Raw genomic sequence first — 22,849 nt, 5'->3', positions numbered from 1 at the left:
AAATCGCACCCGACGGGAGGCTTACGCCTCTGCCGGAACGACGGTTACGTAGGTACGACCCTTGAAGCCCGACTTGAACTGGACGGAACCGTCCACAGTCGCAAACAGGGTGTGGTCTTTGGCGAGGCCAACATTGTCACCGGCATGGAACTTCGTGCCACGCTGACGAACGAGGATGTTGCCTGCGACAACTGCCTGACCACCGAATTTTTTCACGCCGAGACGGCGACCTTCGGAGTCACGACCGTTACGCGAACTACCACCAGCTTTCTTATGAGCCATGAAACTCTCCTAAAACTGCATCTTGACCTGATGAAATCAGGCTTTGATGTCCTTGATGCGCAGAACAGTCAGGTTCTGGCGATGACCATTTTTGCGACGGTAGTTGTGCCGGCGCTTTTTCTTGAAAACGATCACCTTGTCGCCCTTGGCCTGCTCGAGAACTTCTGCGGTAACAGAAGCACCTTTGACCAACGGAGCACCAACTTTCGGCGCACCGTCGCCAGCAACCATGAGAACTTCTTCAAGTTTCACGGTGTCACCGGCCTGGGCAGCGATCTTTTCGACTTTGATAACGTCGTTGGCAGCAACTTTATACTGTTTGCCGCCAGTTTTGATGATTGCGTACATCTAAAAGTTCCTGAAAAACATTCTGGAAACACAAACGCGCAGCTCGGTGCCGCTGCTAACAGATACCGAACCGCTGCGAGGAACGGGTGAATTACCCCTTTTGACCCGACGAGTCAACAATTGAGTCATCGCCAAAGCATCGCAAACCCGCACATTCCCGCATGATGGCGCGGGGGTCTGCCCTGCTTTTGATGCAGGGCACGATCACGGGTCACCCCATCCCCGGCACGGGTCACGCCGATACAATCACAACGCCAGGCGACAAGCGCCCCCGCATCAAATCAACCAGAACCGGAAACCGGCGGCAAAGCCGGGAAGGGGCACCAAAGAGCAAAGCCCCCCCCGCCGCGCAAAAAAGAGTCACCGGAATTGCGATTTCCCTCTTGCAATATGGCGCAAGGACCGTTAAACACCGCGTCGAACGCCAAGACCACACATGCGGAGAGGTGCCGGAGTGGTCGAACGGGGCGGTCTCGAAAACCGTTGTACTAGCAATAGTACCGTGGGTTCGAATCCCACCCTCTCCGCCATTTTTCCAGTGCAAGAAGAAGCCTACCGCATTCCGACTAGGCTGAACACACTCGGTTGATGCCGAGAGACTGAGAACTTATTCCTTTGATCTTGGTACCCCCCCCCTCAATTCTACCATTTCCCTTTTCAAGATTACTGTAAACATCTGGAATTCATGGTATAGGTCATCAATTTTCTACCCCCGGGAACTATGCATGCTCAAAAATGGAAGCAGGTCCATACTTGTCGTAATTGGAAGCCTCGAACGGGGTGGCTGCGAAACTCACCTAGCCAAGGTACTACCAAGGCTCGTTGAACAAGGATATGAAATAAGCCTATTTTTACTGTCTGGATCCGGCCCCCTCAAAGGCGAGCTGGAAAACGGTGGCGTGAGGCTATTCACACCATGGATAGAGTTGAGTTCAACCAGTCGCCGTAATTTAATCATAAGAACAGCACGACTAGGACTAATATCTCTTCAATTCATCTTGCATCTCATCCGACAGCGCCCAAAAATTCTCCATATATTCTTGCCAGCAAGCTATTGGTTAGCGGGGCCCCTTTCCCTACCATTCTACAATATAAAGAAAGTAATGAGTCGACGAAGCCAAAACACGTATATGGCCGGAAAACCGTGGATCAAGTTACTTGAATCCTACCTCCATAAGAGAATGGACGCAATTTTGGGAAACTCCCAAAATATAGTGCAACAACTAATTTCACATGAAAGTGCACCGAAGGAGCGTGTAAAATTAATTTACAATGGCATTGATACAGATAGGACTGTCTTGCATGAAAGAACCAAATTAAGAAGACGCTTAAAAATTAATGAAAATACAGTTACCCTAATAATTGTAGCAAACCTAATTCCGTACAAAGGTCATAATGATCTTCTAGACGCCCTAAAGATAGCACAGACACATTTAAGAGAAGAATGGACACTTTTGATTGTTGGAAGAGATGATGGGATAGGAAAAGAATTACAAAAAACAACTGACAAATTAGGCTTAGGCAGCAACGTCAACTTTATCGGACCTTCTGATAACGTACAAGACTACCTATCTGCTGCCGACATCGGCCTCCTTGTCTCGCATCAAGAAGGGTTTTCCAATGCCATATTGGAAGCAATGGCCAGCTCTCTTCCAATGATTGTTACAGACGCCGGCGGCAACAAAGAAGCCGTTTTACACGACAAAACTGGCTTTGTTGTTCCTATAAAAGATCCAGACTCCTTGGCTACCAGAATAATCCAGCTTGTAAATGACGATGAGCTGCGCAAAAGCATGGGATCACTTGGTCGCAGAAGGGCAATACAGCATTTTTCGATAAATAACTGTGTCAGAGAATATGTGACATTGTACCAGTCTCTATTGAAATAATCACAATCCACAATACGACTTCACGCACGCAGGATACCATCAATAATCAGAGGTATCTCCTAGACCAACTTTGCAACATTATTATATCCCACAATTGATATTGGTAGTTTCCTTTGCCTGAGACATGATCTTTCCACATCTGCAATACTGGTCTTGGATTGACCAGGCCGTACTCACTCAAACTATGCTGACTCAATAATTCTTCAGCCCACTCACGCAAAGGACCTCTCAGCCACTTGTCCAATGGCACCCCAAAACCCATTTTGGGTCGATCACTTAGCTCTCGCGGCACATATCGATCCAAAACCTGCCTGAGCGGCCACTTTCCCTCGCCGTCTTTCAATAAGATTTCGTCGGGTAATGCCCACGCAAATTCCACTACCCTGTGATCCAACAGCGGAACCCGCGCTTCAAGAGACACAGCCATACTAGCACGATCTACCTTGGTCAAAATATCATCAGGAAGATAGCTGCAGGTGTCCAAATATCGCATCAATTTTAAAAGACTGGGCGCAATGTCGAATAAATCATCAGACCACAGGATTCCTTTTGTCTCGTGACTCTGCAATATCACTTGCTCAGGATCATGCCAATGACACAAAGCTTGACGATACATCGCCAGCCCTTCATCCGACAGAAACTCACCAAGCAAGTTCAATTTTCCGCCAATATTTGGGCGGTCAGGAAAAACTGATAACCTACGTTGAATTTTGTTTAACGCCTTGCCGGGCAAAGATCGCAGCACAGATGCTACCACTGAACGAACCCCTTCCGGGATCCTTCGAAGCACTTCCCGCCTTTTCAAGGTCTGGAAATAACGCGAATACCCAGCAAACAGCTCATCCCCTCCGTCGCCACTCAAGGCGACAGTCACGTGCTTCTGGGTCATTTCTGACACTAAATAGGTCGGAATTTGGGACGAGTCCGCAAATGGCTCATCATATATATCAGCAAGCTTGGGAATGACATCAAGGGCATCCTGCGCAGACACATACAGCTCGGTGTGGTCGGATCCAAGATGTTTTGCTATCTCTGCGGCATGTTGAGCTTCATTATAACCTGCTTCCTCAAAACCGATTGAAAACGTCTTAACTGGCCGAGAGGAAGATCGCTGCATCAATGCCGTTACAACAGAAGAGTCAATCCCCCCAGATAAAAACGCTCCCAAGGGCACATCTGAGACCATCTGCCTTTGGATCGCGTCAGACAATAAATCCTCTAGACTGTCAACGGCATCCCGTGCACTACCCTGGAATTGGTTCTCGCACCCGTATTTTACTACATCTTTCATGTCCCAGAAAGATTGGCGCTCAATTTTTCCGGTCGAAGGTTCAATTGTAACAACACAACCCGGCTTAAGTTTTTCCACACCCTGATGGATAGTCCAAGGTCCCTGAACATAGCCATGGCGCAAATAACTGGCCAACGCCCCCCGATCGATGCAACCTGCCCATTCGGTGTTTTGATAAAGAGCCTTCAGTTCAGACGCAAAAAACACCTTACCGTGCTGGACCGCCCAATAAAGAGGCTTAATACCCAGCCTATCACGAACCAGCGAAAGTTTTGCCTCCCTACGATCCCACACCGCACAAGCAAACATCCCGTTCATTTTCCTAAATGTTTCCTCAATCCCCCACTGAGAAATAGCTTCTAGGATGACCTCGGTATCAGAATGCCCGCGATAGCTATTTACGCCACAAGCGCGTAGCGCCTCACGTATTTCTTCGCAGTTATAGACTTCACCATTATACACAATGACAAATCGGCCATTGTCCGACAACATAGGCTGACTTCCGGCAGGCGAGAGGTCAATAATTGACAAGCGCCTGTGCACCAATCCGACGCCCCTTTCAACATCCAACCAAACACCTGAGCCGTCTGGACCACGATGAGCTATCGCATTGCCCATTGAGACGGAAAGACTTTCCATATATTTTTTCGAAAAATTATTGTTTGGAAATACAAACCCTGCGACGCCACACATCTTCGCTCACTAGAAAAAATAAATTACTACCAAAAACCAATCATATGGCTACTGCAACAGCTCGGAGTATACTTGGTCGTATCCTTCCACACACATTCTCAAACTAAACCTATCCTCAAGAAATAATTTCGCCTCGCTTCCAATACTTATTCTATCAACTTCGTTAATGAAGAAATATCTAATAGCCTCCTCGAGGCCACAAGCGTCGCGTGCCTTTATTAACTTGCCGGACAAACCGTCTTTGACAGCATCTATATTACCACCAACTGCGGTCGCTATTGTCGGCAGACCTGAAGCCATATATTCCAATACAGCATTTGAAAAACCCTCATGATCCGATAGCAGCAAACCTACATCCGACGCTGCCAAAATCTCTGCGGTGTCTTCTCTACGACCTAAAAAAGAAACCTTTGCACTCAGGTTTGCCTGCCGGACACGTTCACGCAAAAATGCCTCGTATTCACTTTGCCCTGTCCCAACCAGCACTACCCGCCAAGGCGCATTTCCGAACTCACAACTTTGAAGCCTTTCCAAAGCATCAAATAAAAAGCTGTGCCCTTTATATGGAATTAAATTCGCTAACATAACGAAAACAACCTCTTGAGCCCATCCATAGTGTATACGGAGCTCTTGTCTCCGTATCCGGGCAAGTTCATATGGTAGTTTATTAATACCATTATGTACTATTCTCAGTTTCTTGGCGTCTATGCCCGCATTGATCAACTCATCTCGAACAACGGAAGAATGTGCCATAACAACTTTTGCCATTTTCATAGCAATTAGTTCTACGACCCCTTCCTTATAAAATGAATCCGGACGCGACAGTTGATTTCTCTTGCTGATGATTAGATTGCATTTTGGGGATTTTTTATAAGTCAATGCACCAATGATACTGGGCATACCAAGGAAGCAATGAAGGATATCTGGTGAGATATCCTTCACAATTGATCTAACTTCCGACAATTGCTTCAATATCGCATATATGCCTCGAAGCTTCGGTATATTGAATCGGCCTTGCGGCGAAACTTGAAAAATATTTATTCCCGCTTCGCGGATAGGCTCACTCATTGGCCCATCCGGACCAAGACTTATAACATTTATGTCGTAACCTAGATCACTGAGAAAAGGCAAAATCGTCGCCAAATGCCTCTCCGTGCCCCCGATTGAGAAGCCCCCAGTCAAATAGACAACACTGCGCCTACTCATCAATCTATCTTCGTGAACAAGAATTCATTACAGCCATGTCCACCACCGCAAGTTTTCATGCTCTCCAGCTGGAACCCGCGATCTTTTAGAAAAACGAAAATTTCATCCGGTTTTGCAACCTCGAATGGATACCCTCCAACCCAATCCACTAAATCATGCCAAACGGACATCCCTCGATCGTCTTTTCGGCTCGCCCAATCCTTGAATGGAAGAGGATTTTGCATTCGGATCAGTCGGATTAAGCTTGATCTCACTTCGAAATACGTTGCGACAAATAGAACCAATCCTAGCTGTAGAAAACCAGGTAGATTTACGTACGTCTTCTTTATCGACTTCCACCGATTACTGGCTCCACCCTGATCGTTATAGATCGCTAGAGCGAACTTTCCACCGGGTTTGACGCATTTAGAAGCCAAATCAATTCCATTCCACATTTCACCGGTATGATGCAGTACCCCCCATGAATACACGACATCAAAATGACCGAGTTTGGTCATATATTCCGGATTAATAGCTGACCCCTGTTGGACTTCATAGCTTCCACCTTTGCAATATTGGCTCAAGTTTTGCCGGGTGCTATCAACTGAATTCTTATCGTAGTCAAAGCTAAACAGTCTTGCGCCAAGCTTCGCAGCAGCAACACTACTCAAGCCGCTTCCCGATCCAACATCAAGGAATGTCTTGCCTTTAAGGTCATCTTCCTGAAGCAATCTCTGTAAATTAATAACAGAAGATCTGATACGTTCTTCATCTAGCGATTTTGAAAAGGATTTCCAGTTTCGCCCAAATTCAAAACGTAGTTCTGACATACTAATCCTGTAATTTTTCGTGAGCATTCAGTCCGGCCAATTGCAGATCTTGCTCGGTTAATCCAATTAGCTCGCCTATTTGCGTTAAACGGCCGTCTCGCTGCATAATCTTGATATACAAAGTTTTATTTGCCACAGCCCTTCCTTCCACCGCCCTACTAACGCATTGCACCGGCACTAACGGGTCCGGAGTCCACCAAACAGGATGCGTTAGGATATGCAGCTTAGGATAACAAGGTCCGGACAATAGCTCCTTGAGCGTCTCACCTCTCCAAATACCATTGGAATCAGATAAATACTTTGCTTGCTCATAAAATTTCGGGCTGGCTAGATTTCTCATGCCGCAAATAAGTTCAGACTCTACAATCTTTTCCAAATGTAATACGTGATTGTGAAACGAAAACGAGACAAGATCGCAGCCCAAAACCTGAGACAATAGATTTTTTTCCATTAAGACTCGATCTAGAAGAAAACTCTCAGTAACAGGAGAAGATCCAAGGACGTCCATATCAAAATGGAGACCAATTTCATGCCCTAGTGAAACGATTTCACGACAAATATTGGAAATTTCTGGCTCTAAAATATTGTAATACCTACTTGAACACAGAAAATGATATACACATTTAGCTCCAGCAGCACCTTCTATTTTTGCCATCGCTAAAGCACGATGGGGGCTGTAGTCGACGTCATGTCGCCAACACACGCTTGGAACATCGGACCTAAAATCACTGCCATCAAAGTGATACTTTGAAACAGCCTCTAACACCAATTCACTGTATTTCTGCTCGGTAAACTCAGTAGCAATTACCATTGACACTTCATTCTTAAAGTTTTCTTCGACCGATCGGATTTGCTGGCACGCCAAACACCCTTTCCCCTTGCGAAACAGGTTTTCTGACTACGCTACCAAGACCGATGAAAGCACCATCACCTATCGTACAATAATCTATCACTGTCGAATTGGGGCTTATCCAAACGTCAGCACCAACGTTACAACTGCCACAAACAACCACACCAGCCGCAAGAAACGTTCGTTTTCCAATGATACAATTGTGGGCTATATGCACGTGATCATCGGTTTTCACAGCATCTCCGATCGTAGTCGTATCCAAAGCTGCACGCACTACAGTGCAATTAGCACCTATTTCAACATCGTTACCGATAACAACATTTCCAATGTGAGGAAAGCCTACTGGATCTCCGTCAAAATTCTTGGAAAAACCAAATCCGCTAGCGCCGATCGTCGTATTTGGCTTGATAATACAGTTTTTTCCAATAACGACATTATCCCCAATCACAACATTCTCAGAAATACTTGTTGCACTTCCGATCTTTACATTTTTTCCAACTACTGAGAATGGTCCGACACTAACACCGTCCTCAAATGCTGCTGTAGCATCAATTTCAGCTTTATCGCTAATGACGGCGGTCTTCTTTATAACGAAAAATTCGGTCACAAGCAGTGAGAATGCTAAACGCGGATTTGGGTGCACTATGACGGTGCATCTCAAGTCTCGCGCTATACTTTCTGTAGTTACACAGACCACACTTTCGGTGGAATTTATAACCTTTACTGCCTCTTCGCTGTTTTTAGATAGAAATACAATGGAATTCTCCGATATGCCCGCTATCGACTTTGGGCCAACAACAGCGCAGTTCTTGCCAAGAAGAGGTACCTTTAAAAAACCACTACAATCTTTTGCCGTTATGAGTTTCATCGACGACTTCCCTCACCGTCGCTTCCTGCAGAAAACTGCAATGACCAAAGCTGTGAAAACTTGCCCTTCACAGACAACAGTTCCTTCAATGTGCCGCTTTCAATTACTCTGCCCTCGTCTAGGACATATATTCTATCGACATTTTTGAGTGTTGATAGCCTGTGAGCAACCATAACTATCGAAATCTCACCACGTAATTCATCTACTGCCTGAAGGAGCTTGCTTTCACTTTCCGCATCCAACGCACTTGTAGCCTCATCCAGTATGAGCAGCTTTTTTGCGCCGAGCAAAGCTCTGGCAAGGCCAATTCTCTGTCGCTGCCCCCCGGACATCCTAACCGCACGTCCACCTATAACGGTATGATAGCCGTCCGGCATTCCCATGATAAATTCGTGAGCGTTTGCCAATCTAGCTGCGCGCTCAATATCTTCGAAACTGGCATCAACATCTCCCCACGCGATGTTGCTCGCGACAGTTCCTTTTATAATCAACGTCTCTTGAGAAACATAACCGATCCGGCGCCTCCAATCCCCAATTGGGAATGTTTTCAGTGGCTTTCCATCGACCATCAACTCTCCATCTGCCGGAACTGCCAAGCCAACAATCAAGTCCACTAATGTTGATTTACCAGCACCAGATGCCCCGACAAGACCAATCACGCTTCCTGCCGCAATCTTTATTGACAAATGCTTCAATGCATTAATGTCATCGTAAACTACGGATACATCTTTGACATCGATCTCTGCGGCACCGGTCGACGAAAACTTACCCTCATGACTATTTTGATGCTCTGCTGCCGCATTTGCGTTAGCAAGTTCATTTTGACAATTCGTGAGCGCTGACGCCGATAGTAAATAAGATTGTTTCAATTGCTGACAGTTTGCCAACTGGGTATACAAGCGCAAAAAAATGTAGATCGTTACGATTACTGCAGAGACAGGTATCTCAGCCCTTGCTATTCCGAACCAAACACCCGTGGCAAGCAAGACATAGCCAAGGCCCATGTATACCGCCTGCGTAACCGCTGGAATAACTCCTGACCGAAAAAATATATTTCTATACCGTTCAATTGCTTGCTTAACGTCCCTGATCGCGGTCAATTCTGTTGCTGTCGCCTTCACGAGCTTCGCATTCTGCAGAAAATCTTGCACGCTACCGTACAGCGCCTCGGAAACAGCTGTAACCTCAGAACTGGTTCTCCTGCTGAGGTCACTAAGTGGTCGGGTGAGTAGAAATATCGCAACTCCGACAACGATTAAACCAGCAACAACCTGCCACGCAGTTAAACACGCTATGATTGCATACACTAAAATGTAGAAGCAGCTATTCATCATCTGCAACAACAAGCTAAGTGCCGCTGAGTTTCGCGAAGACTCTGTTAGTATTTGGTTAACTTGCGCTTCCGGCTTTGAACCCTGCAAAAAAGACCAGCTCGCATTAATTACCGAGCTAAAAAGGCTTTCTTGCCACATGGCTGTGTATCTCGTTGTGGAATACGCTTCTAAAAATTTCAGGGCAAAGGTGGATGCCACTTGCAGCAACAAAATTACGACGAGAACTGCCATAAGAGCGCCAAGTTCATTTGGAATACTGAGCACAGACAAAATGCGGGAGATACCCCCCTGCAATGCGCCACCTGCCTCCCCGCTCGCGTGATCTATCCCCAACTGGGAGAGGAGAGGTACAAGCATCGACAATCCTATTCCCTCCAACATTGAGGACACAAGCATCACCAGAGCCAGCAATGGCAATTTCCATCCCAACAATGACCAAGCATCCAACAATGTTGTCTTATACATTCAAAAAAAACCTAACGTTACTCACTTTGTCAAAATTCATTTTCTAAAATTCGCTTACATCGATTTAAGCTGAAACTGTCCAGCAACCCACTCAGAGCCAAAAAACTTTTGATCCTTAATAAGACTAAATGCTTGTTCAATCTGCTTTGACCTAGCCATGACACTGTGCTGCTCCAAAACAAGCGCACGTCCTGAGTCAGCAATTTCCTGCGCTCTATCCAAGTTAGAACTAAGCCACCAGTGTGCATCCATGACTTCTTCCGGGCGGCAGACTACCGCACTGATACGGTCTTCGAATCCAAGACAATCAAAACCCTTCGGTTTGTCGCATACAAGCACTGAGCCGTTTACAGGCACCTCGAAAAACTTTCTAATTGGCCACCGAAGCACACTACCACAGGTGTACGTAAATTTGGCTGAGCGTAGAGCCCGTCGGAATCCACCTTGAATGGCGGAAAGAGTCCAGTATTTATTATACATATTGAACCCAACCTTACTCGCGAGCGCGAAAGCAAGTGGCATCCACCTTCCTGGTCGCTGAAATCCCTCGGCATCCAGTATCTTTCTTGCAATTACGCGAGCGTTGTAATCCGCTCCCAGACAGGCCCAATCCCGTGATCTGCGATGTAGCGGCAGATCGCTTCCCTCGTCACGAGCAACGAACTGCGGACATGAAATAATTGCTTGGGGATTTTGCTTTAGAAAATCTAAATAGTTATCTTCCCATTTAGAATAGATATCGGCGTCCACACCCCAGATTGGAATGTTTTCCGATTCCAAAGCATATTTAGAAAAAATGAACTCTTCGCCCCAGGTAATGAAGTAGTCGCCTAACTCCTGAAGTCTTTCGATATGAACATTCGTAAAATTATAATAATCCGATTGCATCAAGGCAATCACCCGCGCCCCTTGATATGCACTTAGAAATTCTCGCCATTTTACTGCCTCAATTAGTAAACTTCGATCAAATCGGCAAGCATGGTTGACGAACCGGTTAGAGCTTATGTCTTCCATATTGAAAGACTGTAATACATATTCGTCGGTTATTATTATATCATAAGGGCCGTTGCACGCGACGTAGTCATCAATCCCCTTGGACAATATAGATGCGCTGGTGAATCCAGGGCCGTAAACATCAAGATCACAAGAAAATGACAACACTTTTAATAATAGCTCTCGTGTCGGATCCATAAATTTGACATTAAATGTTAGGTATAATGCCTTTATGTTGTTTACTTCCTCTAAACTTTTCGCCGAATTCATATCGGTAATCATCTCATATATTGAATATAACTAATAAGTGTATTTGATAGACTGGATGCATGCAGCTATTCGAATAGCTGCTCTGCCATCACCAAACAGATCTTTTTGCGGACCGCTCGGAGCAGTCGCAGACAACACACGGTCAACCAATTTTTCTGGATAGCGGCCGATCAACTGGTTCCATCCAGTCAGAACAGTTTCAGTCCACTCTGTCTCATCTCTCAGAGTTATACATGGCCTCGCTAAAAGATACGCCTCTTTCTGTACCCCTCCGGAGTCCGTGACGATGACACGCGCACGGGACTGCAACGCAATAAATTTAGTATACGAAAGAGGCTCAAGCAAACTTACATTAGAACGCTTAATACGCTCAAGTAATCCTGTTTCGATTAATTTTTTCAGAGTCCGCGGGTGAACAGGAAAAATAACATCAATACTATTTGAAAGCTCTATAATACCATTCACAAGATATCTGAATACATCATCATCATCCGTACTTTCAGCCCTATGCAATGTAACAAGCACGTATTCTTTATCTGTTATCTCGTGAAACACATCTAAATTAATATTATTACTGAGAACTGACCGCAGGCCGTCGACCATTATATCCCCTACGTTACATACCAGAGGCCCTTTTTTCAAATTCCAGTCGATTCGGCCATTAATTTGGGCAAGTTCGGCACTATTTTCGTCACCAGCGATACCCTCTCGTTTGAGGTTTTCAACAGCCACGGCATTAGGACACAATAAAACTGATGCCATATGATCAGTTAGCTTGCGGTTGATTTCTTCAGGCATCTCAGCACGAAAACTTCTCAATCCCGCTTCCACGTGAACAATAGGCATGGATAGCTTCACAGCAGCAAGTGCCCCGGCTAGCGTGCTGTTCGTGTCGCCAAACACAACCACAGCGTCTGGCTTGACCTCGCAAAAAACCTGCTCCAATTGCTCAAGCATTCGCCCCGTCATCTGCCCGTGAGAGCCACTTCCAATTCCCAAAGAAAACCGTGGAATCGGCAAGCCCAATTCTGAAAAAAAATTGCCTGCCATGGCAGGATCGTAATGTTGTCCTGTATCGACAATATACTCTTCAATCCCTACCTTAGAAAATTCTTTAGAAAGAGGAGCAGCCTTAATGTATTGGGGACGCGCGCCAACAACTGTAAGTATCTTCATTTCTGCCCCCAGGAAGTCAGCCTTCCATATAACTCCACCTCTGCCGCGATTGACGCCTTTGGGCTGTAATCTTGATCGTACAACACCTTAAGCTTAGCACCCATTTTCGTGGCACGATCAAAATTACAAATTAGATCCACAATAGCATCACACCACGCCTGCGGGTCTGTTGCGACCACCACCCTTCCTGTGTCACCGTCACAAATCATTTCGCGATGCCATTCAACATCACTGGTGACAACCACCTTTCCAAGAGACGCAGCCTCAAGAAGAACAAAACCCGACATCGGTACTAACACAATTCCCGCACTATTTAGATAATCGTGAACTTTTTCTCTTTGAGTCCATCCCACGAACTTAACTTGGCTGCAATCTTTAAATAATTCCTCTCCGGCCTCTTTAAGTGGACCATCACCGCAAAAGACAATATTCCACCCTTTGACGTCCATCTGATTCTGGCTGAACAGGAGTTTTAGTGCATCAAAAATCACATCGGTAAATTTATATTTATTCAAAAAACCCACGATAACGATTTGCTTGTGCTCTCCCCACTTGCTCTCATACGCGGATTTTTTTGTCACCGGATCTGACAACCAAGGGATTCTGACGCACTTTGTTTCTGCGTTTCGACTTCCAATAATCTTTGATACATATCTTGCGGTATATATATTCGGGACAATGATAGAATTAGCCAACTTGAGAACTAGCCATTCGATCCCATAGGACAGAAAGCGATTATTGTAGTTGTATTGCTTATTCTTTTCTTGAACAATTCTATTATCACCCCCAAGTGACACTACGAATGGAACACCTCTCAACCTGGAAGCAATGCCAGCCATCAAACTTCCAAGGTAGGGCAACCTTCCACGAACGATGTCGACCTTTTCAGATTTTAAAATTTTCCAGAAACGATAGGTTGTTCTCAATGCCTTAAGCGGGGAAAGCCCTTCAACGCCATGAGAGTAAACCTCAATACCATAAGGTTCTAAAAAGCCGCGTAACTGTAAGTCCCGCTCATGCGGGGTGAAATGCAACACTCTCTGCCAAGCTCCTTGTGGATTGTACAGACGGCAAACAGACTGAAGTACCCCTTTTCGCTCCAGATCAACGAGGCTTGAGTCCATAACGTTCAACACGACGGGCTTTGTTGTAATGCTCATTGACTTTCACTTACCTCAACTTGGATCTTTCTGAGGTAATATCGCCCATTTTCTTCCAAGGAAAACAGAATTTAATGTAAAAACTTTCAGGGACCCGGCCAATTTTTGTAAGGATGTAGAACAAGGGGCGAAGTCTTTCAAAAGTTTTCTTGTAAGTTTTAAAATCTCTCCAGCTTTTGAGCGGCTGGCTCATCACCTTCTCAAATTCTGCTCCAGAGAAGCTAAGGCGCTTTTTTACCAGATCCAGGATTTCATCTTCAAGATGCGGAGGCTCTCTCAGCGCTGCCAGAGCGTCAACGCGAGACATTTGACCAGATCTCGCCAGCGCCGCGTACCCGTTTGCCCTTTGATCCACGCCAAACCGTTTCGGCATGAAGTAACTATGATAAAAAGCCGTAAATCTATTCTCTAAGTGATGCCCTCCGTACCACTCCCAACCATATCGCTCAGCAAGAAGCTTCTTTGTTTCCGACTTGTCGTAGTCCATGTAATATAGCGGTCGTACTCTTTTGATACCGCGGACGATCACCCAGCGCAGAAAACGAGAAAGAGTCATATTAGGGTAAGTTTTCATCGGTAGCTTGCCGAATGCTTTATGCACTGACTCTATATATTTACCGTCCATATATAGCCAACCAAGAGGAGAAACTCCCTCCGTCCGGAATGAGTGACCTTCGACAAGGTGTTTAATTCCGTGTTTTTCCGCGGCCAGATAAAGCGCAGAGATAAAGCCTATGTCTGTAGGCGCTTCAATATCCGCGACCCCAGCTGCCATAAATGCTCTGTAGATGTCATCGTATTCTTTGTTGTTAACAACGTATGTCGACAACTCTATGTCAAGCGCACTGACTATCTTGTGGATATTCTGAGTCGCTACCGGTGAATTCCAGGTATTATCAAAATGTACAGCTAATGGACGCACCCCTTCTCTGACAAGGACATGCAATAAATAACTTGAGTCACAGCCGCCCGAAACACCGACAACGCAGTCGAACTTCTTTCCCTTCCCGGCTTGTTTCATTTCTGAAATGAGTTTAGCCAGTTCCTCTTGACCTTTTGCGCCTTTGTTCGGGTATTGATCTTCGAGGGAATCATGCAACTTGCAGAAATTGCACACACCCTCTTTATCAAAAGTGATATTCGGAACGTGTTCGTCATATACACAACGCGTGCAGATCTTTACCTCTACCTCATGCGTTCTAGCTTCAGTCATACTTTCTCCAGCGGCTGTATTGTACTGATATCATACAAATAATATGCATCAGATTTCATCAGTAGCCTCTCGCCCTTCATCCGAAGTTCTTCAGGGGCAACATATCTACTATCCAGCAATAATCGATTGACCCCATCTTTGACATAGTAGCTTAGGTCCTTCTTCAATACGGGAAAGAACTGCTCCAGTCGGACATCGAACACATCGCTATGGGTCCCCCAATAGACACGTTTCTGCGTTTTGTATGCAACAAAATCACAAAGATGGACTGGAAAACACATGACGCACACCTCACCGTCTTCCGCAATCGTGTGGAGGATGTCTCTCAAACTGTTATCAGCAGCCCCTTCTGTCGCAAGGTTGCTGCGCTTCATATTGGTTCTAAGAATCAATAAGTATTGGCGGCAAGTTAAAATTGCACAGCAGATCGTGAGCCCGATTGCAAACGCAGAACTCTCCCCCGAAATCCCAATTGCACAACCACACAATGCAGGGAACAACGAAAACTTAAAATACTGCCGCCCTAAACCAATTCCTCGTAAACACTTAAAGAAATGCACAGAAAAACCTAAAATGTACACAGACGACACCCACGCCGACAAGAAATACAAGAAATATTGATTTTCTCCGTAATTTCCTTCTACGAAAATAACAATGAATGGAAATAGAAAGTAGTTCTGATGAAGGGTATTTTTCAAGAAACCTATGGCACCGGCTTCATTTTTTTGGTCATAAAAACTGGTCGAATTATGATTTCCGCCATAAACCGGCGATTGACGAACAATATGTGCTCCCAAATTTTTCCAGTTTCTAGCCCAAAATAAAACGATGTTCCAATGACCGACAACTATCCTACGGGCTCCAGACGGCCAAATCACAAAAGGCAAGCAGTATATCGCAAGAACAATTAAAATAAATTCAAACTCCATCGTCATGAAAGACACGACTGGTAGAGTAAACCACAATTGCTGTAGCGACAGTTTGTGACTAAAGAATAATAAAACGCACACCAATAACAATAGAAATAGCAGTATACTGTCATATTCTCCGCGGTAAACACCCGCATACGACAAGCACATCAATACGTTAAACAGCAAAAGACCAAATGGTCTTACATTCAGAGCCGAAAACTCGATTACAAGACCTGCCGAGATCCCGTACAATAGCGCGAACAACAACGCCAACGGCACTCCCGCACCAAAATGTACGGCCACACCATATAGTACGAGCGCGGAAACACAGTCCACGATATGATTAACCACCCAAAAGTATTTATTTAAAATCTTTTTGGGGATTAACGCGCATAATATTATGAATCCTGGTGGATACCACTGCTCCGGTCTTTCCAGGACAAACAACTCCGGCTCAACAACGATAGGCAGTTTCCAACTTTTCCGAAAAGCTTCTGCATTTAACAAGATATTATATGCGTCACAGCCTTGATACCTATCCCCCAAAATCGGTAACACCCTAAGCATAACAAACATAGGGACCAGTAGAACCACACCTATTACGAATTCAAACATCACTAGACACAATTCGACTTATAAACACGGCTTCAACAATGCCTCGATCTCGTTTCTTTCTGGAAAGTTAATTAAAACTCCGCGCTCTTTACCAGAAAAAACAAATAAGCTTCCCGCTGCAGAAGCAGACGCTGCGCATTCTGAGATAGGTAGCAACAAATCTTCCCGACATCCAGCACCACTACAGGCCACAACAGGAACATCCGTAGCGGCTGTTACCGCGGAAATTAGTTTCAAATCATACCCTATCATCTCGCCATCACGGTTTACGCTTTGAAGCAAGATTTCCCCTGCTCCGGCATCGGCCAATTGTCGCGCTCGTTGGTCTGGTGTGACGTTCATGGGCTTAGTCCCGCCTAAAAATACACACTCGTATCCACCAAACATTTTTTGCTTCGCGTCAATACTGCCAACAATACACTGGGAACCAAATTCCTTTGCTGCATCCCTAACGAAATCGATATTTTTTGCCGCCTCTGTGCCAAGCACCACCTTTTCCACACCGGCTCGAATTAGCTTCTCTATATGATTTAAACTTTTAATACCTCCACCATAGGTAAGAGGCACCCAACATTCTTCTGCTACTTGCTCGACCAACCCCACGTCAGGCTCACAATTTAACTTGGAAGCTGCAATATCTAGTAACACTAGTTCATCTACTTCAAATTTATTAAATAGATTTATCACGTTTACCGGATCACCGAGGTAAGTCTTTTTTTTGAACTTACGTGTTTTTACCATTCCCCCTTGATCGATCAAAAGGCATGGAATGATGCGTGGGATCAGCATCCCTCGCCTCCCGGAATTGAACTTCCTGTAGATACAAGTAACTTGTGTAACGTTTTTTTATCATCGACCAAAAAGGTTCGCCCCTCATTCAGCTGATATACTCTGCGGATATTCTCGTAAATCTCCTCAACAGGCGCCGCAGCGCCGTCAATGTATTGTATAGTTCCGGGGTCAAAGAACCATTCAGAAGGCGCAGCCCCACGCGCCAAAGTCAACAAGCGCTCTACGACCGCTTTGGGGCTGACAGTACCCCTAGTATATGCTTCTGCTTTATCCCTAAAGCTTAGACGTAGTTTCTCGTCGGTTATCAGAGTTTCCAATACGGCTGCCAACTCTTCCGGACGAGTTCGAACTGTAGGCGCCCGAGCCCACTCCGGCACATAACTATCAAGGTGCTCGAAGGCGTAACCTCCGACTACGACGACTTTTTTGGCAGCAAGCCCTTCTAGCGCAAAAATCCCGGCATAGTTGTCACTATACATTTCATCAACGATGATATCTGAGGCTAAAATTTCTTCGATAACTTGTTTGTTTGAAACTCCCTTAAGTTCCTTGTATTCGAAGCAATAACCTTTTGATTTCAAGTCCATGATTGCACGGCGGATTACGTCAGTTCCTTTCAATAATGGATCACTCGGTGCGTGCAGCAATCTCAATGGCCGTCCCTCTTCACCAGCAATTTTTCGGCCCTGAAACAGATCATCTGGTACCGGGTTAAAGATGACTTGCCTAAGGCAGCATCGCTTTGCATGCAGATGAGCAGATGAGGGGCTGTCGATAATTACATCAGCCAGTTCCTCATTTTTTAGTAAAATAGCCTTGAAGGCCTCTAGTTCATTGAGCTTCTCTTGATAGTTTTCCCGAGTGCTTGTGTATCCCAGATAAAATGGTCGCGAGTCTGAACCATGATAGCTGTATATGACTTTACGACCTAAAAGCTTCGCAAGCCGAAGCTCTAGCCTCGAGTTAGTCAGACATGCACCAGATTTTATTAAAAGCACATCAAAGCTAAGAGCTATCCAAACAGAAAGAAGGATCAATGCCGGCTTATAGAGCCATTTTCCAAGCCAGCTTTGGAAAAATGCGCCCCCATCGGCCTCGCAGTGTGCAAGGTCGTAAGCTCGCCGGAAAACACTTGGGATCAGAGCTGTGTGAGAGGATCCGTGTCGAAGATCCGTTCCTAAATTGAGAAAATAGGCTCGATGCCCTTGCATTAGAAGAGATTGCTCAATGCTACGATAAACACCACAAGTGTCTGTAAAACCCAAAAAGACTCTTATACGTTCATTTCGGAAACCCATAGCACATTCCAACCAAAAACAATCGGTTGCCTCTCGGCAATTATGTAGACCTTTAGATCGCTCTTGTTATTCATTCTCGCCGAGTTGGTTTTTGAAGCAGAACTTCATATAAAAGCTTTCGGGTACACGCCCTGCTCTGACTAACACGCTAAATAGGGGGCGCAGCAACTCAAAGTGCTTTTTATAAGTTGGAAAGTCTGTCCAAGTTTTTTTGGGCAAGGACATAACTCGATCAAACTCTTCGTCAGTCCAATTCATACGCTTTTTAACAAGGTCAATAAATTCCGGCGGACATACAACTTCGTTTTCCAAGAGTTGGAGCGCCTCTTCTTGGGTCAGCTGGCCCGATCTGCAAAGAGCCGCATGCCCCAAATAACGGAGGTCGTAATTCCATCTTTTCGGGAAAATGTACTGATGAGCAAAGGCAACAAACCTGTTTTCCAAATGATGACCACCGTACCATTCCCAACCATACTCTTTGGCAAGCATTTCTTTAACCTGCTCTTTTGGGTACGACATGTTGTAAAGCGGCCGCACGCGCTTGATGCCTTTTACCGCTGTCCAATAAATGAATTGAGATAGCGACATATTGGGAAATGTTTTACGCGGGAGACTACCAAACTTATCATGAATGGAAGTGATATAACGACCATCCATATACGCCCAATTCAAAGGGGCTATCCCTTCTGTACGGAACGAATGTCCCTCTACAATATACTTCAAACCGTGCTTAGCTGCGGCTGCATACATCACTGAAGCCAGGCCAATATCAGTTGCAGCATTTACATGATTAGTACCTGCAAGCATAAATGACTTCAAAATATCATCGAATTCTTTACTATTTACTACATATGTCTCCAAATCGACATTGAGACTGTCCAACACTTTATAAATGTTCTGAGTGGCAATTTCTGAGTTCCATGTATTATCAAAATGAACTGCTAATGGCTTGAGTCCAAGTTCAACCAGACGAACAATCAGATATGATGAATCACAGCCACCACTAACTCCGACTACGCAATCATATTTTTTTCCTTTCGCAGACTCCTTAATCTTTACGACAAGACTTTGCAAAGCCGCTTCGCCATCTTTTCCATCAGGATATTGTTTGCACAATTTGTCGTGAATTTCGCAATAGTTGCACAAACCGTCTTCATTGAACTTTATCAAAGGGACAGTTTCGTCGTATATACACCTTGAACAACGTTGAATATTTGAAAATTCCATAACTTCCTCTTGCATCTCGTAGAAATATTCACGGAACACAGCCCTGTGAACAGATGTTACAGGCTAAACATAATTCCGTTTTAGCATAAATAGCAGGTCACATTTAATCCGCAGCTAAATCATGCGTTTCTAAATCCAGTCGTCGACGGAGAAGTCGACAATATTACTAAGTTTAATCACATCATCATGAAACAAGCGACGAAGTTGGGCCTGTAATCGGTCCGGGATTACGTGCGCCTCTTCAGTAATGTTTTCTTTTAGGCGGCTTAGAGCTTCTTCTTCGCAACTATTTCTTACTATAGAAGAACAGTCAGAATTTCGCGCTCTCACATACCTAAGTACTTCTCCAAAACGATCGCCGAACACGCTTCGGCATTGCGATTGGATTTCCGGGCTAATCACATTAGGACTGTTAAACTGCGGCATTTTCTTTGGTAGAAATGAATTCTCTACTCCAAGGAAGTCGAAGACTTTCTTGAACCCGCCAGCGCTATCTGCTCTAAAATCTTCAGACTTTAACACCAACAGCTGTTCCCGCGGGAAAACACGCAGAAACGCTTCTATTTGCTTACCGTACATACTCCTACCAGTATAGTCGAAAGGCTTAATAGTCTTCCAACGACCTTGAGCACTCGAATTTCTCTTGGATTCATATCTGATTGCATCTTCAAAACTATAGGGCTCCAAACCGTTGAGGGCAGTAAAACGGTAATTTGCCCAAGCCCGTTCAACTGGATCACGCAGCATCACAATCAATTTCACACTGGGTACAGCGTTGATTATACGCCGAGCTACAACCTCGCCGCCATAAAGATAAGATGATGATTTTTCGCCTATTGCATTCTCCGCCCCGACCCCTGAAAACCACTCTTGGAGATAACTGCCGAAACCCTTCTCATATTCCCAGTCCTTCAAGAAAAAATGGGGCTCCGGAGTAGTTTTAACAGGCATAAAAATCTCGGGATGCTCAGATATGGAAGTGCTGAGATAGCTAGTTCCCGCTTGAGCAGCACCACATACCAAAAAGGTTGGTGACTTAGGCATCTCGCAAATATTTGCAGGCTCTTCTTTCATGTCAGGATATCGCCGACTGCAGACCGCTTACAACAAATTCAACGTCAACTTCTGTCATGCCCTTTACCAAGGGCAGAGTAAGGCTCTGGTTCTGTGCAAAATATGATTCCGACAAGTCTCCCGGCCTATACCCAAACTTCGAAAATGCGGGTTGTGCATGCATGGCGTAGGTGCCAAGCATCGTTTCGATCCCCATCTGCCGCATCCGGTCTATAACAGCGTTTCTATCGATGCTTTGTTCCAAAAGAATAACGAATGATTGAAAAGAGCATGCGCTTTCGTCATCTGATAGCGGAATACTGACGGCACTCATTGGAGCAAGCATGTCCATGTATATCTTAGATATTCTCTTCCGCTCAGCAACGATTTCCTGAATCTTCTGGAGCTGCGCTATGCCGAGCACAGCCTGCAACTCACTCATTCGATAGTTGAAGCCATGTTCAATGAACTCAAAACCAACGTCGAGCTTCTGGCCTCCATGGCTCCTGAGAACCATCAGCTTCTCAAATAGCTCGTCATTGTCTGTCGTGATCATCCCACCTTCGCCGGTAGTCAAAATTTTGCGGGGATGAAAGCTAAAGCATCCAGCTCCACCAATTGCGCCGCATCTCGTGCCGTTAGAGGTGGCCGTCACGGCACAAGCTGCATCCTCTAGCACCCACAGTCCTGTTTCCAGAGAAAAGGCGTTAAGTTCAACCGATGAAACCGGTTGTCCAAAAGGATGCACAACCATGATCGCTTTAGTCTTTGCAGAAACCTTTCTGCGCGCGTCATCCAAATCTAGATCGAAGCGCCCCGGAATGCAGTCAACCAGCACCGGCGTTGCTCCACACTGCGCAATGGCATTGCCCGAAGCGGGAAATGTAAAGTCTGAAACCAAGACTTCGTCGCCAACGGAAATCCCTCTGGCAACTAAACTCATATGCAAAGCCGTCGTAGCCGAAGTAGTCGTCAGCGCATATTTTACACCTATGTATTCAGCAAATTTCTCTTCAAATTCCCTCACAAACTTGCCTGAGGTGAGCATACCGCTTTCGAGTACATCTTTGATGTCACTTGCGACTTCGCTGAAATTGATATCTGGCTTAATGAGAGGAATCATCTGCTATTTCGTCCCCGGTACCAATCGAGGGTTTGTTCCAGGCCTTGCTCAAGGGCTGTGGTTCCTACGGCTCCAATTGCGGATCGAGCTTTGTCAACCCCGGCCAAATGGCGACGGACATCTGCTGATCTCGCTGGTTGCCATTCTATTTCACCTTTATAATTGAAATAGCGGCAGATTTGGGTCACGAGTTCCTTAATTGTAGTTTCTCTTCCGCTTGCCAAATTATAAATTTGACCTCTGGTAGTATCGCCAGAAATGGCAAAACGCATCAGTCCAGCGACCGTATCAGTCACATACACAAAATCTCGAGTTTGCAAACCATCACCCTGAATAATAGGAGGCTTTCCCTCCATCAGCCTTTTAGCTGTGATAGGGATAATCGCCGCCAACTGTCCGTCATTTTGCCTCGGACCATAATTGTTAAATGGTCTAACCGTTGTAATATTCAAATTATATTGGTTAACGTACGACGCTAAAGCGAGGTCGGCAGCTGCCTTCCCCGCCGCATAAGTTGTCTCAGCAAGTAGCGGGTGATTTTCTGACATCGGAACAGTCATTGCTGTTCCGTATACCTCTGATGTGGATACATGTATTAATCGCTGGTATCTTTCCAACCTAAGTAATTCTGCCAAATTAAGCGCAATATCTAAATTTACTCGGCAAGCCCCTGCTGGGTTGAAGAATGAATACAATAAGGCTTTCGTGGCGAGATTAAATACAACATCAGGCTTCACTTCTCTCATTACAGCGTCTAGCGCAGAGAATTCAGCTGCATCCTCTCGATAAAACCGGAATTTTTCGCCGTAATTCTGAGCTTGTTCTAAATTCTCTAATTTTCCTAAAAACAAATTGTCCACAACCGCAACCAGAGCGCAGTTTGCTTCTAATAAGGAGTCCACTAAATGACTTCCAATAAATCCGGCTCCACCGGTCACCAGAACACGCAGCCCTTCAAAATCCTTTTTCAGAAATTCGGTCAT

The 22,849-nt window shown here is 45.2% G+C and carries 20 protein-coding genes and 1 tRNA gene; 2 read left to right on the top strand and 19 right to left on the bottom strand.

Translation table 11 applies throughout. The features are described from left to right. Nucleotides 1-21: 21 nt before the first annotated feature. Together rpmA and rplU are read right to left on the bottom strand one after the other, a co-directional pair. Nucleotides 22-282, bottom strand: coding sequence for a 50S ribosomal protein L27 (gene rpmA / locus WA429_RS03655; RefSeq protein WP_101245546.1), 261 nt, complete (start codon nucleotides 280-282; stop codon nucleotides 22-24). A gap of 36 nt (nucleotides 283-318) precedes the next feature. Next, nucleotides 319-630, bottom strand: coding sequence for a 50S ribosomal protein L21 (rplU, locus tag WA429_RS03650; protein WP_008889408.1), 312 nt, complete (start codon nucleotides 628-630; stop codon nucleotides 319-321). A 440-nt stretch (nucleotides 631-1,070) separates the two neighbouring features. Here rplU and WA429_RS03645 point away from each other — a divergent pair. Together WA429_RS03645 and WA429_RS03640 are read left to right on the top strand one after the other, a co-directional pair. Beyond that, nucleotides 1,071-1,160: transfer RNA gene (locus WA429_RS03645), tRNA-Ser, on the top strand. Nucleotides 1,161-1,355: 195 nt separating this feature from the next. After that, nucleotides 1,356-2,519, top strand: a complete 1,164-nt coding sequence (locus WA429_RS03640) for a glycosyltransferase (protein WP_287464237.1) — start codon at nucleotides 1,356-1,358, stop codon at nucleotides 2,517-2,519. 46 nt (nucleotides 2,520-2,565) lie between these two features. Here the strand turns inward: WA429_RS03640 and asnB are convergent, their stop codons facing one another. From asnB to WA429_RS03555, 17 genes are all read right to left on the bottom strand, one after another. Next, on the bottom strand, nucleotides 2,566-4,503 hold the full coding sequence (gene asnB / locus WA429_RS03635; RefSeq protein WP_287464238.1) for an asparagine synthase (glutamine-hydrolyzing): 1,938 nt from the start codon (nucleotides 4,501-4,503) through the stop codon (nucleotides 2,566-2,568). Nucleotides 4,504-4,551: 48 nt separating this feature from the next. Next, entirely contained in the window at nucleotides 4,552-5,709 is a 1,158-nt protein-coding gene (locus WA429_RS03630) for a glycosyltransferase (protein ID WP_287464239.1), read from the bottom strand. Beyond that, on the bottom strand, nucleotides 5,709-6,518 hold the full coding sequence (locus WA429_RS03625; RefSeq protein ID WP_287464240.1) for a class I SAM-dependent methyltransferase: 810 nt from the start codon (nucleotides 6,516-6,518) through the stop codon (nucleotides 5,709-5,711). Before WA429_RS03625 ends, WA429_RS03630 begins: the two co-directional genes overlap by 1 nt. 1 nt (nucleotide 6,519) lies before the next feature. Further along, nucleotides 6,520-7,329 (bottom strand): hypothetical protein, encoded by an 810-nt coding sequence (locus tag WA429_RS03620; protein WP_287464241.1) that lies wholly within the window; start codon nucleotides 7,327-7,329, stop codon nucleotides 6,520-6,522. A gap of 13 nt (nucleotides 7,330-7,342) precedes the next feature. Then, the gene (locus WA429_RS03615; RefSeq protein WP_287464242.1) at nucleotides 7,343-8,236 is read right to left on the bottom strand and encodes a DapH/DapD/GlmU-related protein; all 894 of its coding nucleotides are present in this window, start codon (nucleotides 8,234-8,236) and stop codon (nucleotides 7,343-7,345) included. Beyond that, complete coding sequence (locus tag WA429_RS03610) at nucleotides 8,233-10,035, bottom strand: ABC transporter ATP-binding protein (protein WP_287464243.1); 1,803 nt, start codon at nucleotides 10,033-10,035, stop codon at nucleotides 8,233-8,235. Before WA429_RS03610 ends, WA429_RS03615 begins: the two co-directional genes overlap by 4 nt. 54 nt (nucleotides 10,036-10,089) lie before the next feature. Continuing rightward, entirely contained in the window at nucleotides 10,090-11,298 is a 1,209-nt protein-coding gene (locus WA429_RS03605; protein ID WP_287464244.1) for a glycosyltransferase, read from the bottom strand. Between the two features lie 30 nt (nucleotides 11,299-11,328). Further along, a complete protein-coding gene (locus tag WA429_RS03600) occupies nucleotides 11,329-12,474 on the bottom strand; it encodes a UDP-N-acetyl glucosamine 2-epimerase (protein ID WP_287464245.1) in 1,146 nt (381 codons plus the stop codon). Further along, nucleotides 12,471-13,634, bottom strand: coding sequence for a glycosyltransferase family 4 protein (locus WA429_RS03595; protein WP_287464246.1), 1,164 nt, complete (start codon nucleotides 13,632-13,634; stop codon nucleotides 12,471-12,473). The genes WA429_RS03600 and WA429_RS03595 overlap by 4 nt, the downstream gene beginning before the upstream one ends. A gap of 10 nt (nucleotides 13,635-13,644) precedes the next feature. Continuing rightward, the gene (locus WA429_RS03590) at nucleotides 13,645-14,847 is read right to left on the bottom strand and encodes an N-acetyl sugar amidotransferase (RefSeq protein WP_287464247.1); all 1,203 of its coding nucleotides are present in this window, start codon (nucleotides 14,845-14,847) and stop codon (nucleotides 13,645-13,647) included. Then, nucleotides 14,844-16,373 carry a hypothetical protein gene (locus tag WA429_RS03585; protein ID WP_287464248.1) on the bottom strand — a complete coding sequence of 510 codons (1,530 nt, stop codon included), beginning with the start codon at nucleotides 16,371-16,373 and terminating at the stop codon, nucleotides 14,844-14,846. The genes WA429_RS03590 and WA429_RS03585 overlap by 4 nt, the downstream gene beginning before the upstream one ends. A gap of 18 nt (nucleotides 16,374-16,391) precedes the next feature. Next, nucleotides 16,392-17,162 carry an AglZ/HisF2 family acetamidino modification protein gene (locus WA429_RS03580; RefSeq protein WP_287464249.1) on the bottom strand — a complete coding sequence of 257 codons (771 nt, stop codon included), beginning with the start codon at nucleotides 17,160-17,162 and terminating at the stop codon, nucleotides 16,392-16,394. Then, entirely contained in the window at nucleotides 17,156-18,463 is a 1,308-nt protein-coding gene (locus tag WA429_RS03575; protein ID WP_287464250.1) for a glycosyltransferase, read from the bottom strand. The genes WA429_RS03580 and WA429_RS03575 overlap by 7 nt, the downstream gene beginning before the upstream one ends. Before the next feature lie 66 nt (nucleotides 18,464-18,529). Beyond that, a complete protein-coding gene (locus WA429_RS03570; protein WP_287464251.1) occupies nucleotides 18,530-19,690 on the bottom strand; it encodes an N-acetyl sugar amidotransferase in 1,161 nt (386 codons plus the stop codon). Nucleotides 19,691-19,819: 129 nt separating this feature from the next. Next, on the bottom strand, nucleotides 19,820-20,764 hold the full coding sequence (locus WA429_RS03565) for a sulfotransferase family protein (protein ID WP_287464252.1): 945 nt from the start codon (nucleotides 20,762-20,764) through the stop codon (nucleotides 19,820-19,822). 1 nt (nucleotide 20,765) lies between these two features. Next, on the bottom strand, nucleotides 20,766-21,866 hold the full coding sequence (locus WA429_RS03560; protein ID WP_287464253.1) for a DegT/DnrJ/EryC1/StrS family aminotransferase: 1,101 nt from the start codon (nucleotides 21,864-21,866) through the stop codon (nucleotides 20,766-20,768). Continuing rightward, the gene (locus WA429_RS03555; RefSeq protein WP_287464254.1) at nucleotides 21,863-22,849 is read right to left on the bottom strand and encodes a GDP-mannose 4,6-dehydratase; all 987 of its coding nucleotides are present in this window, start codon (nucleotides 22,847-22,849) and stop codon (nucleotides 21,863-21,865) included. The genes WA429_RS03560 and WA429_RS03555 overlap by 4 nt, the downstream gene beginning before the upstream one ends.

It is taken from the genome of Thalassospira sp. CH_XMU1420-2, from assembly GCF_037029325.1.
Classification (GTDB): domain Bacteria; phylum Pseudomonadota; class Alphaproteobacteria; order Rhodospirillales; family Thalassospiraceae; genus Thalassospira; species Thalassospira povalilytica.
The sequence above is the reverse complement of the archived record's forward strand: the minus strand, read 5'-3'. Positions and strand labels throughout refer to the sequence as shown.